The organism is Mycobacterium sp. NPDC003449 (assembly GCF_053588415.1).
Genome location: NZ_JBSFPX010000077.1, coordinates 16,981 through 30,901 on the forward strand (window position 1 = coordinate 16,981; position 13,921 = coordinate 30,901).

At 68.5% G+C, this 13,921-nt stretch carries 5 protein-coding genes; 4 read left to right on the forward strand and 1 reads right to left on the reverse strand.

What is annotated here, in order from left to right:
- Positions 1–1,254, reverse strand: a complete 1,254-nt coding sequence (locus ACWDTP_RS19755; protein WP_450022773.1) for a glycosyltransferase — start codon at positions 1,252–1,254, stop codon at positions 1–3.
- A 126-nt stretch (positions 1,255–1,380) separates the two neighbouring features.
- On the opposite strand from ACWDTP_RS19755, the gene mtf2 reads away from it, so the two are divergent.
- The 4 genes from mtf2 to ACWDTP_RS19775 all read left to right on the forward strand — a co-directional run.
- Entirely contained in the window at positions 1,381–2,202 is an 822-nt protein-coding gene (gene mtf2, locus ACWDTP_RS19760) for a fatty-acid O-methyltransferase Mtf2 (RefSeq protein WP_450022775.1), read from the forward strand.
- Positions 2,203–2,316: 114 nt separating this feature from the next.
- Complete coding sequence (locus tag ACWDTP_RS19765; protein WP_450022777.1) at positions 2,317–2,574, forward strand: hypothetical protein; 258 nt, start codon at positions 2,317–2,319, stop codon at positions 2,572–2,574.
- 858 nt (positions 2,575–3,432) lie between these two features.
- Positions 3,433–3,663 (forward strand): MbtH family protein, encoded by a 231-nt coding sequence (locus ACWDTP_RS19770; protein ID WP_450022779.1) that lies wholly within the window; start codon positions 3,433–3,435, stop codon positions 3,661–3,663.
- A gap of 21 nt (positions 3,664–3,684) precedes the next feature.
- A partial coding sequence (locus ACWDTP_RS19775) for an amino acid adenylation domain-containing protein (RefSeq protein ID WP_450022785.1) occupies positions 3,685–13,921 on the forward strand: 10,237 nt, incomplete at its 3' end.

Here is a 13,921-nt window from a genome sequence, read left to right on the forward strand (position 1 = left end):
TCAGCCCGCCTTGTCGGCGACGGCACCCTCGAAGAGGTCGGCCGCCTTGGCGATGCTGTCGGCGGGGCTGGTCATCCTGGCGGCGAGCGCCCTGGCCCTGGCCGCATAGTCGGGGGACAGGATCGGCCGCAGATCGGCCACCAGGCTGTCCTCGGTGGTCGCCGATACGCGCCGGGCGGCACCGACTTTGAGCCGCGTGACCTGATTGCCCCAATAGGGCTGATCGGCCGTGCTCCAGAGGATCAGCGCGGGCACCCCGGCCCGCAGGCCGGCAGCAGTGGTGCCAGAGCCGCCGTGGTGCACGACCGCACGCGAGGCCGCGAAGATCGTCGGATAGTTCACCATGCCCACCACCTTGACGTGATCGGCCATGGCGACACCGGCGATATCGGTGCCCCCGGCACAGATCAGAGCCCGCTCACCCAGGCGCGCACAGGCCGCGCTCATCATCTGCACCGTCTGCTCCGGGGATTCGACCGGAATGCTCCCCAGCGCAAAGCAGATGGGTGCGGAGCCCGCGGCGATCCAGGCCGCCACATCGTCATCGGCGGGCGTGGCCAACTCCATAGTCAGGGCGCCCACGAACGGCCGCCTGCGGTCGAATGCGGCCCATTCCGAGGCCAGCCCGGGAACCGAGACCTGGTCATAGGCCTGGATCTCCAACGACCCGCGGTCGGCGAGCCGGCGCGGCGACGGGGCGGTCGCCCTGGGCAAACCCAAATGCCGTCGCTGAACATCCTCGGCGTGCCTGGTCGCGCGCCACATCAGCCATTCCGATGCCGCCCCGCCGGCGCGGACCACCGCCGACGGCAGCGCCGGAATCAACCGGCCGTTGGGGCGCATGGGGAAGTGGTGCAGCGAAATCAGCGGGATCCCGTAGTATTCGGCCACATTCGCGGCGGGCTGTTCGTAGTTGATCCCGGTGGACAGCAGATCCACCCCATCGGCCAGCGACTCGAGTGTGGCGGCGGTATCCGGCCAGTACCGTGCGATCGGTTGCCACAGTTCGCGCAGCGAACCGACCGGATTGCGGATGATCCTGGACCAGAAATTGCGGAGGAAATCTTCGTTCATGAATTCCCGCAGTTGTGGCCCGTAGGGAACGGCGGCGAGCCCGGCGGAATCGGCGAATCCGAGCAGATCGGGCGGAACCGCAAGACGCACTTCGTGGCCCCGACTCTGCAATTCCCGCCCGACGCTGACCGACGGCTCGACATCGCCGCGGGTTCCGTAACATGCCAGCGCAAACCTCATGCGGGTCCTACCCTTTCGGTGGTCGGCCGGGGAACTCGGACATTATCTCCAGTTCTCGAACTGTCGCAAAGCCGTTGGCTCGGCTAAAGACCGGACCGCCCCCCGGGTCTCTGCCATACTCCGCCTATGACGCTCAAACATCAGGTCCGGGAATCGCGAGACCGGTTGCTCTTCGAGTTGAACGAGAAGTTCACCCAAGGTGTCCAGAAGTTCATCTACCGTTATGCGACCCGCAGGCTCGACGGCGAGGATGTGGTGTTCCTCAATTACGGCTACGAGGAAGACCCGGCGATGGGTGTGCCACTCTCGGCCGCCGACGAGCCCAACCGGTACCCGATTCAGCTCTACCACATCACCGCAACCCAGGTGGACGTGGCCGGTAAGCAGGTGCTCGAGGTCGGTTGCGGGCATGGGGGTGGTGCCTCGTATCTCATGCGCACCCTGCACCCGGCCGCCTACACCGGGCTGGACCTGAACCCCACCGGTATCGAGTTTTGCCAAAACCGGCACAACATACCGGGTTTAGAGTTCAAGCAGGGCGACGCCGAGGACCTTCCGTTTGCCAACGGATCGTTCGACGCGGTCATCAATATCGAATCGTCCCATCTGTATCCGCGATTCGGACGCTTCCTCGCCGAGGTCGAGCGGGTACTGCGACCCGGTGGGCATTTCCTGTACGCCGACGCCCGCACCTCCTATGACATCCCCGGCTGGGAGGCGGCGCTGGCGGAGGCGCCGCTGGAAATGGTCTCGGGACGGGGAATCAATTCCGAAGTCAGGCGCGGCATGGAGAAGACTCTGGAGCGCTGGCGGTATGTGATCGACCGGGTGACACCGTTCTTCCTGCGGGGCGTGATCCGTCGATTCGCACCCGCGCAGCGGGCCTACGACGACCTGCGCAGCGGCGGATCGTCCGATTACCGGATGTACCTCTTCAAGAAGGCGTAGCCGGCCGCGGACTCGCGAAAATCGGTCGGCCGCAGCCCTATCCACCTGCCGAAAAGGGGTTCTGACTAGGCCTTACAGCGCGAGTACGGATTCATCGCGGGTATAGTCGGCGCCATGAACCTGGTCGACTCCATCGAACGTGGCCTGGACTGGCTGGCGGCGCCCAAACACCTACCCGGCCGCCTGGAGATGGAGACGCAGCGGGGCAAGCGCCTCGAGCTCGAGGTGGTGTCGTTCGCGATCCGGATGCCCATCGCCGGGGCTCAACTGCGATTTCCGGTGTTCGTCATGCTGATGCCGCGAGGCTCCTCGCCCCTGGGCGAGGAATCGGCAGCCCGGGAACAAGACGCCGATAAACCGGGTTTGGCCTAGCGGAGGAGCGGTTATCCGACCGCTGACGGTGCCGTCAGGGGATCCGGCGGTCAGTGCCGGCACGGTTAGCTGTGGCCCCGTTGACCCGCCGGGCTCGGCCCGGCCGAGTGGATAAATCTAAACCTGAAGCCACGCAAGCCAACTGGCGACAGCCATGGTTTGCCGCGTTGGGTGCGGCGAGGTGCGTGGTGGTAGCTGAGGTTGTTCGCCCGTGCCCGCCGGCCGGATCGGCACCCGGGTGACCGGGTCTACCTGCGAGTTCGTCCTGACCTGCGGGTAAGGACCGCCGGCGGGCGGTGCGTGCTCCTGTTGCTAGAAACCGCACTCGCCCTGCGGATTTCGGCGTGATCGCGGTGACGGGAGTCCGGCAGGCCTCGGCGCCGGCCGGAATGAGGCGTCGATCGCAAGGTTGTGATATGTCGGCGTCTTGTATCAACCTGGCAAAAGGGAGGGATTCTGTAGTTTCAGCAAAATCATCGGATCAGGCTCGGCCGCGCCCTGATCGCGACCCGTCCGAGTTCGAAGACAGTCTTAATATCTGGTGAATTCATTTGCCGGCGGCGTCACATCCGCGCGCATCCCGCAGCCTGTGCGATAGGTCGGTGCGGACCGTGCGGCTGGGGCACACAGAAAACTCACAGTCTCGCAGAGCTCGCAATACGATTACTGCATCGTCAATTCATCATGACCTCCGGTAAGTCCGCGATCATGAATCTTCAGCTAATTATGGCGTCAGTCCGACCTCGCCGTGACGAAGTCACGGCGAGCGGAACTTCGTAAAAATCTCTGACCCAGCCGTGCGGGCTCCCGTATCTTTGCGATATTGTTTGCGATGCCCTCGATACAGCCGGGAGAAACGTGAGCATCAATCCGTTCGACGACGACAATGGCAGCTTTTACGTCTTGGTCAACGACGAAGAGCAGCACAGCCTGTGGCCGAGCTTTGCCGATGTGCCGAGCGGCTGGCGGGTGGTTTTCGGCGACGCCGATCGTGCCGCGTGTTTAGAGTTTATTGAACAGAATTGGACCGATATACGGCCGAAGAGCCTGCGCGAGCGGTTGGCGCAGGGTGGGGCTCTTGAGCGCTAAAGCATCTGGTGGGGAAGTCGTATAATGGAATCAGACGGCTGCGCGCTTCCACTCACGCGCGCGCAATTGGATATTTGGCTGTCGCATGAAAGCGGCCTCGCCGGCACCGAATGGCAACTCGGTCTGCTGGGGAGAATCGACGGCACGGTCGATCATGATCTTCTCGAACGGGCCATCCGTCAGGCTATGCAGGAAGCGGAACCGGCGCGGGCCACCTTTTTCGAGGCGGACGGTCAGGTTTTCCAGAAAGCGCTCGATTATTCTGATCTTGAATTGCCGTTCCACGACGTCCGCGACGCCGATGATCCGGTGCAAAAAGTTCGTGAAATGGCGTCGGCGATTCAGCACACTCCGCTGCCGCTCAACGGGCGGCTGGTAAAATTCGCGCTTTTCCGTACGCAGCCCGACGAGTATTACCTATTCGGTTTGGGCCACCATATTTCTGTCGACGGCATCTCCATGGCCCTGGTGAGCCGTCGAATTGCGACGATCTATTCGGCGATTGTTGCGGGGGAAGAGATTCCGCCCGCGTACTTCGGGTCGTTGCGGGATCTGGTGGAGTGCGAGGCCGGTTACGAGGCCTCCGAGGACTACGCGGCGGATCAGGCGTACTGGAGCAGCAACCTCCCGCCGGAAAGCGGACTCGAACAGTCGATGCCGCAGTCGAACGCTCAGGACGCCTACACCCCGTCGGCGTCGGTCGAAGTCGACCAGGCCGTGGTCGGCCAGATAAAAGACCTGTCGAAGGCTCTGCGCATCCGCAGGTACTCGGTCACCACGGCCGCCTGCGCACTCCTGGCGCGGGCGTGGTCGTCCAGCGGTTCCGAGGTGGCGCTGGACTTCCCGGTCAGCAGGCGGGTGACGTCGGATTCGAAGATCCTGCCCTCGATGCTCGCCGGGGTGGCGCCGCTGGTGCTCAAGACGCCGCCGGACTGGACGGTCGGTGAATTCTGCAGGCACGTCGACGTCCGAATCCGGGAACTGCTGGCCCACCAACGGTTCCCGGTTCACCTGCTCGAGGGGGAACGCGGTGCAAGGGGACCGCGGCAGGCGTCGAATCGGTTGGCGGTCAACTTCATTCCGGGGCGATTGACCCTGGACCTGGCCGGCGCCTCGGTTTCGGTGTCCTACACCAATCACGGCCCGATGGGGCACTTCGGACTCTTCTTCATCGGGTCCAGCGATCAGCTGTTCCTCAGCACGGCGGGCGCGGGAAGGCCGTTCGCGGACTTCGGTGTGGCCGGGCTGGCGGAGCGCATCCAGCGGGTCGTGACGGCGATGGCCGCCGAACCCGACCGCCGGTTGTCCGAACTGGACCTGCTGGCCGGCGACGATCGAACCGAATTGGCCCGGATCGGCAACCAGGCCGTGCTGGCCGAGTCCGGCCCGGCGCGCAAGGCGATACCGGACCTGTTCGGCGAATCTGTGTCCGCCACACCCGATGCGGTGGCGCTGACATTCGAGGGCCGGTCCCTGACCTACCGCGAGCTGGACGAGGCGGCCGACCGGTTGGCGCATTCGTTGACCACGCGCGGTGTCGGGCCCGGCGAGCGGGTGGCGCTGCTGTCCGAGCGATCGGCCAACGCCGTGATCGCCTTCCTGGCGGTGCTCAAGACCGGTGCCGCATATCTGCCGATCGATCCGGCCGTTCCGGCGTCGCGGCTGAACTTCATCCTGTCCGACGCGGCCCCGATCGCGGTGATCACCACCGCCGGACTGCGGTCGCGGCTCGACGGCCGCGATATCGCCGTCGTCGACATCGACGAGGGCGTGGACGGGGGTGCGACGCTCGGCCGGCCCGCCACCGCTTCCCGGGCACCGGCGGCCGACGACATCGCCTACATCATCTACACCTCCGGAACCACCGGAACCCCCAAAGGGGTCGCGGTCACGCACGGCAATCTGACCCAGCTGATGGCCTCGATGGATGACGCCGGCCTACCCCGCGGCGGGGTGTGGCCGCTCTGCCACTCGCTGGGGTTCGACGCGTCGGTGTGGGAGATCGGGCATGCGCTGTTGCGCGGTGGCCGCCTGGTGGTGGTGCCCGAATCGGTGGCCGGCTCACCGGAGGACTTCCACCGGCTGCTGGTCGCCGAGCAGATCACCGTCTTCACCCAAACCCCGTCGGCGGTCGCCATGCTGGGCTCGGAGGGGCTGGAATCGGCGGCACTGGTGGTGGCCGGTGAGGCCTGCCCGGCCGAGGTGGTGGACCGGTGGGCGGCGCCGGGCCGGGTGATGTTCAACGCCTACGGCCCGACCGAGACGACGATCTGCGCCGCGATGAGCACACCGCTGGTCCCCGGGCCGGGCGTGGTCCCGATCGGTGCGCCGGTACCGGGTGCGGCGCTGTTCGTGCTGGACACCTGGATGACCCCGGTGCCGACCGGCGTGATCGGCGAACTGTACGTCGCCGGTGGCGGCGTTGCGGCCGGCTACATCGGCAGACCCGATCTGACCGCGTCGCGGTTCGTGGCCTGCCCGTTCGGGGAGCCGGGGACCCGGATGTACCGGACCGGTGACCTGGTCCGGTGGCGTGCGGACGGTCAGCTGGAGTACCTGGGTCGGGCCGACGAGCAGGTCAAGATCCGCGGCTACCGAATCGAACTCGGTGAGGTGCGCTCGGCGCTGTCGCGGGTGGACGGGGTCGAGCAGGCGGTGGTGATCGCCCGCGAGGACCGGCCCGGCGACCGGCGTCTGGTCGGCTACGTCACCGGAACCGCCGATCCGGTCGAGGCCCGCGCTCAACTGGCGGATCGGTTGCCGCCGTACATGGTTCCCGCGGCGATCGTGGTGCTCGACGCGATTCCATTGACCCACAACAACAAACTGGACACGCGAGCCCTGCCGGCACCCGGCTACCGCGGAAGGGACAGCGAGTACCGCGCCCCCGCGACCGCCGTGGAGCAGCTGCTGGCCGATATCTACGCCGAGGTGCTCGGGCAGGACCGGGTCGGGGTCGACGACTCGTTCTTCGATCTGGGCGGCGACAGCATCCTGTCGATGCAGGTGGTGGCCAGGGCGCGGGCCGCGGGTGTGTTGTGCCGGCCGCGTGACATCTTCGTCGAGCAGACGGTTGCCCGGCTGGCCTCGGTGGCCAAGATCACCGGAGGCGAGGCCGCCGTCGTCGACGAGGGCATCGGCGCGGTGGTGGCCACCCCGATCATGCACTGGCTCAGCACGATCGACGGCCCCCTGGATCAGTTCAACCAGACGTTGGTGGTGGCGGCCCCGGCCGGGGTCAGCCGGGCCGACGTCGAGATCGTGCTGCAGGCCCTGCTGGATCGGCACGGCACCCTGCGGATGCGGGCCGAATCGCGCGGTGGTGAGTGGTCGCTGACCGTGCCCGAGAAGGGTGCGGTGCGCGCGGGCGATTGTCTGCGGACGGTCGACGAGTTGTCCGATGAGGCGCTGGTGGCGGCGCGGTCGCGGCTGGATCCCGCGGCGGGGGTGATGCTGAGCGCGGTGTGGGCGGCCGAGAGCCGTCGGTTGGTCCTGGTCGTGCACCATCTCGCGGTGGACGGGGTGTCGTGGCGAATCCTGTTGGAAGACCTCAACATCGCCTGGGCGCAGCAGCACACCGGGCAGCCGATCGAGCTGCCCACCGGCGGCACCTCCTACGCCCGCTGGTCGGAGTTGCTCGATGAGCACGCCCGCGCGGCGGATGTGGTGGGGCAGGCCGAGGCGTGGCGGGAGGTGCTGGCGACGCCCGCGACGCTGCCCGCGCCGCGACCGGATGTGGACACCTACGCCAACGCCGGTCGGCTATCGGTGTCGCTGGACGCCGACACCACCCGCACGTTGTTGGGCGAGGTACCCGCCGCGTTCCACGCCGGCGTGCAGGACATCCTGCTGATCGCGTTCGGGCTGGCCTGGGCCGAGTACCTGGGCGGCGGAGCCCGGCCGATCGGCATCGACGTCGAAGGCCACGGCCGCGACGAGGAACTGGGGGCCGACGGCAGCACCGATCTGTCGCGCACCGTGGGCTGGTTCACCGCCAAGTACCCGGTGGCGCTGACGGTCGGCGAGCTGCCCTGGGACCGGGTCGCGGCCGGCGACCCCGCGCTGGGCCGGGTGATCAAGGCCGCCAAGGAACAGCTTCGCGCGCTGCCCGACGGCCTGACCTACGGTCTGCTGCGCTACCTGAACCCCGACATCGAGCTGACCGGACCCGAACCGGCCGTCGGATTCAACTATCTGGGCCGGCTCGGCGCAGGCGCGGCGGGCCTTTCCGAGGAACTGTGGCGGATCGGTGACGACGGCCTCGCGATGGCCGAGGTGGCCGCCGCGGTGCCGATGCCGTTGGCGCACACCGTCGAACTCAACGCGGGCGTCTTGGATTCGGGACCGGACACCGAGGCGGGCCCGCGCCTGCAGGCCGCGTGGTCGTGGGCGCCGTCGACGCTGGATCACGCCGCCGCCGACCGGCTGAGCCGGCTGTGGTTCGAGGCCCTGGCCGGGATCTGCACCCATGTCCGGAACGGTGGCGGCGGGCTGACCCCGTCGGATCTGGCGCCGGCCCGCCTGACCCAGCCGCAGATCGACGAACTGGGCCGCAAGCACCGGATCGCCGATGTGCTGCCGCTGACCCCGCTGCAGCAGGGCCTGTTGTTCCAGGCCGGCTTCGCCGACGACGCCGAGACCACCGATGCCGTGTACGCGGTGCAGCTGGGCATCACCATGACCGGCGCGCTGGATCCGCAGCGGCTGCGCGACGCCGTGCGGGCCGTGGTCGGCCGCCATCCGAACCTGGCGGCGCGGTTCTGCGAGGACTTCCGCGAGCCGGTGCAGGTCATCCCGGCCGAGCCCGAGATCGCCTGGCAGTACGTCGATCTCACCGGACCGGGCGATGAGGTCGATGCCGGGGTCGAGCGGCTGTCCGCGGCCGAGCGGTCCGCGGTCTGCAAGCTCGCCGACCAGCCGCTGTTCCGGGCCGCGTTGCTGCGCACCGGGCCCAACCGGCACCGGCTGGTGATGACCGTGCACCACATTGTGATCGACGGCTGGTCGCTGCCGATCCTGCTGCAGGAGATCTTCGCCGGCTACTACGGGCAGCGGCTGCCGGTGGCCGCGTCCTACCGCAGCTTCGTCAGCTGGCTGGTCGCACAGGATCACGACCTGGCGCAGGCGACGTGGCGCGAGGTGTTCTCCGGGTTCGACACCCCGACCCTGGTGGGCCCGCCAGCCACGGCCGGGGCGAGGGGCGTCGAATCCTATTCCGTACCAGAGCACACCACGACGGCGCTGACCGAGCTCGCGCGCTCGCACCGCACCACCGTCAACACGGTGATGCAGGCCGCGTGGGCCCAGCTGCTGATGTGGCTGACCGGCCAGCACGACGTGTCCTTCGGCACCGCGGTGTCCGGGCGGCCCGCCGATCTGGCCGGGGCCGAATCGATGGTGGGCCTGCTGATCAACACCGTCCCGGTCCGGGCCGTCGCCACGGCCGCCACCACGGTCGCCGATCTGCTGGACCAATTGCAGCGGGTCCACAACGACACCGTCGAACACGAACACCTGGCGCTGGCCGAGATTCACCGCGTCACCGGCCACGACCGGCTGTTCGACACGCTGTTCGTGTTCGAGAACTACCCGGTCGACACCGGCGCCCTGCTGGGCGCGGCGGACCTGGCCATCACCGAGTTCACCAGCCGCGAGTACAACCACTACCCGATCTCGGTGGTCGCGATGCCGGGCCGGGAACTGGGCCTGCGCGTGGAATTCGACACCGAGGTGTTCGACCGGGCCGCGGTCGAGAACCTGGTCGCGCGGCTGCAGCGGGTGCTGGCCGATATGGTCGCCGACCCCACCCGCGCGCTGTCGTCCGTCGACCTGCTCGACGCGCAGGAGCACGGCAGGCTCGACGACTGGGGCAACCGTGCGGTGCTGAGCAGGCCCGCGAGCACCCCGACGTCGATCCCGGAACTGTTCGCCGCGCAGGTGGTGCTGCGGCCGGACGCGGTGGCGCTGAGCTGCGGCGAACGGTCGTGGACCTACCGCGAACTCGAGGAGTCGGCCAACCGGCTGGCACATCTGCTGGCCGACCGGGGCGCCGGGCCCGGTGAGCGGGTGGCGGTGCTGCTGCCGCGCACCGGTGAGGCGATCGCGGCGATCCTGGCGGTGCTCAAGACCGGGGCGGCGTACCTGCCGATCGACCCCGCGCATCCCGACTCGCGAATCGGGTTCGTCCTCAAGGACTCCGCGCCGGTCGCCGCGGTCACCACGGCCGAACTCCGGGCCCGACTCGACCAGCCCGGGCTCGCGGTCATCGACATCGACGATGCGCGGATCGCGGCCGCGCCCCCGACCGCACTGCCCATCCCCGCCGCGGACGGCGTCGCGTACATCATCTATACCTCGGGCACCACGGGAACCCCGAAAGGCGTTGCGGTGACCCACCGCAACGTGACCCGGCTGCTGGAGGCGCTCGACGCCGAACTGGCGCCGGGCCAGGTCTGGACCCAATGCCATTCCCTGGCGTTCGACTATTCGGTGTGGGAGATGTGGGGCGCGCTGCTCTACGGCGGGCGGCTGCTGGTGGTGCCGGATGCGGTGGTCCGCTCACCGGAGGATCTGCACGCCCTGTTGGTCAGCGAGCAGGTGAGCGTGCTCAGCCAGACCCCTTCGGCGTTCTACGCGCTGCAGACCGCCGACGCACTGCACCCCGAACTGGGTGAACAGCTCAAGCTCCAGACCGTGGTGTTCGGCGGTGAAGCACTTGAACCGCAACGGCTTTCGGGTTGGCTGCGGAGCCATCCGGGGCTGCCGCGGATGGTCAACATGTACGGCATCACCGAGACCACGGTGCATGCGTCGTTCCGGGAGATCGGCGCGGCCGACATCGACGACAACAGCAGCCCGATCGGCGTGCCGCTGGAGCATCTGTCCTTCTTCGTCCTCGACGGCTGGTTGCGGCAGGTTCCGGTGGGCGTCGTCGGCGAGCTGTACGTGGCGGGCGCCGGGCTGGCGAGCGGATATGTCGGCAGGCCCGACCTGTCCTCGACGCGGTTCGTGGCGTGCCCGTTCGGGGCGCCGGGAGCCCGGATGTACCGCACCGGCGACCTGGTGCAGTGGGGCGCCGACGGGCAACTGCGGTATGTGGGGCGGGCCGACAAACAGGTCAAGATCCGTGGCTACCGCATCGAACTCGGTGAGGTGCAGGCGGCGCTGGCCGGGCTGGACGCCGTGGGCCAGGCGGCCGTCATCGCCCGCGAGGACCGACCCGGTGACAAGCGTCTGGTCGGCTACGTCACGGCGGCCGCCGGGGGCACCTTCGATCCGGTAGCGGCCCGTGCCACGCTGGCCGACCGGCTGCCGACCTATATGGTGCCTGCCGCGATCGTGGTGCTCGACGCACTGCCGTTGACCGTCAACGGCAAGCTCGACACCCGCGCCCTGCCTGCCCCCGAATACCAGGACGCCGAGGCTTACCGCGCACCCGTCGACGCCGTCGAGGAGATCCTGGCCGGCATCTACGCCCAGGTGCTCGGTGTCGAGCGGGTCGGTGTCGACGATTCGTTCTTCGACCTTGGTGGGGACAGCATTTCGTCGATGCAGGTGGTGGCCAGGGCCCGCGCCGCCGGGCTGATCTGCCGGCCGCGCGACATCTTCGTCGAGCAGACCGTGAGCGGGCTGGCCCGGGTCGCGACATTCGCCGACGGCGGGGCCGAGATCGCCGACGCAGGCACCGGCCCGGTGCCTGCGACCCCGATCATGCGCTGGCTGGGCGGCCTGGACGGGCCGTCCGAGGAGTTCAACCAGACCGTGGTCCTGCAGGCCCCCGCCGGGGTCACCGAGGACGATGTGGTGGCGGTGCTGCAGGCCTTGCTGGATCGGCACCCGATGCTGCGGCTGACCGGCGATTCCACCGGACCCCAAGATTGGTCGCTGACCGTCCCCGAGGCCGGAACGGTCGACGCCGGGGCCTGTGTGCACACCGTCGACGCGTTCTCCGACGACGCGCTGCTGGCGGCCAGGTCGCGGCTGAACCCGGCGGCCGGGGCGATGGTCACGGCACTGTGGGTGCCCGGCACCCGGCGGCTGGCGCTGATGATCCATCACCTGGCCGTCGATGCGGTGTCGTGGCGAATCCTGTTGGAAGACCTCAATATCGCCTGGACGCAGCGGAACGGCGGCCGGCCGGTGGAATTGCCCACCGGCGGAACCTCGTTCGCCAGGTGGGCCGCGTTGCTCGACGAACACGCCAGGGCCGGGTCGGTTCTCGAGCTCGCCGACACCTGGCGCCGGGTGGCGGCCACACCGCAGGCACTGCCCGCCACCCAGCCGGAACACGACACCTACGCCACCGCGGGCCAGTTGTCGGCGACGCTGGACAGCGCGACCACCCGGGTGCTGCTCGGCGAGGTGCCGTCGGCGTTCCACGCCGGGATCCAGGACATCCTGCTGATCGCCCTGGGATTGGCGAGTGCCGAACTCCTCGGCGCCGGCGCGATCGGCATCGACGTCGAGGGGCACGGCCGCAGCGAGGATCTGGGCGGCACCGTCGACCGCAACATCGACCTGTCGCGCACCGTGGGCTGGTTCACCAGCAAGTACCCGGTGTCCTTGGCGCTCGGCGAGCCGGGTGAATTGTCCTGGGACCAGGTCAGATCCGGTGACCCGGCGCTCGGCCCGGTGATCAAGGCGGCCAAGGAACAGCTCCGCGGGCTGCCGGACGGGCTGACCTACGGACTGCTGCGCTACCTGAATCCCGATGCCGGACTGGCCGGCGCGGATCCGTCGATCGGGTTCAACTACCTGGGCCGGCTGGGTGCCGGTGCGGCCGAACTCTCCGAGGATCTGTGGCGCATCGACCAGGACGGGGTGTCGGTGACCGCCGCGGCGACGGCGGTTCCGACTCCGCTCGGGCACGCCGTCGAACTCAACGCCGGCACCCTCGAACAGGGCACCGGAGACGACGGCGCGGCGGGCCCGCAATTGCACGCCACCTGGACCTGGGCCCGCTCGGTGCTCGACGAGGACCGGGTCGGCCGGTTGAGCCGATTGTGGTTCGAGGCGCTGACCGGGATCTGCGCCCATGTGCAGCGGGGCGGCGGGGGACTGACCCCGTCCGACATCCTGCCCGCCCGGCTGAGCCAGGAGCAGATCGACGATCTGGTGCGGCACCACGCCGCGGTCGATGTGCTGCCGCTGACCCCGCTGCAGCAGGGGCTGCTGTTCCACACCGGCGTGGAACAGGGCAGCGAGGACCTGTACGCGGTGCAGCTCGACATCACCATGTCCGGCGAAGTCGACCACGGGCGTCTGCGCGATGCGGTGCACGCCGTCCTGCGGCGTCGCCCGAACGTGGCGGCCAGGTTCTACGAGGACTTCGGCCAGCCGGTCCAGATCATCCTGGACGACCCCGGATTGGCTTGGCAGTACGTCGATCTCGATGGCAGCCAGGACGCAGACGGGGAGATCGCGCGGATCTCGGCCGCCGAACGCGCCGCGGTGTGTGAGCTGGCCGATCAGCCGCCGTTCCGGGCCGCCCTGTTCCGCACGGCAGCCGACAAGTACCGGCTGGTGCTCACCAACCACCACATCGTGCTGGACGGCTGGTCGAAGCCGATCCTGCTGCAGGAGATCTTCGCGGGCTACTTCGGCGAGCGGCTGCCGCCCCCGGTGCCGTACCGCAGATTCGTCACCTGGCTGGCCGAACAGGACACCGGTGCCGCGCAGGCCGCATGGGGCCGGGTGTTCGACGGCTTCGAAACCCCCACCGTGATCGGGCCGCCCGGCCGGCTGGCGCTCGGGCGCCGCGGCGTTGAGTCCTTCGAGGTGTCGGCCGAAACCACAAGGGCGCTCGGGGAATTGGCCCGCTCATGCCACACCACGGTCAGCGCCGTGCTGCAGGCCGCGTGGGCCCAGCTGCTGATGTGGCTGACCGGCCAGCACGATGTCGCCTTCGGGACCGCGGTGTCGGGACGGCCGACGGATCTGGCCGGGGCGGAATCGATGGTGGGCCTGCTGATCAACACCGTTCCGGTGCGGGCGACCATCACCCCGGCCACCACGATCGCCAGCCTGCTGGACCAATTGCAGGGCGCCTACACCGACACCCTGGATCATCAGCACCTGGCGCTGGCCGAGATTCACCGGGCCACCGGTCATGACCAACTCTTCGACACCGTTTTCGTCTACGAGAACTACCCGATCGATGCTGCCGGGTTGCTGGGTGTGCGGGAGTTGGACATCACCGACTTCACCAACCGCGAGTACAACCACTACCCGCTGTCCGTGCAGGCCGTTCCGGGGCATG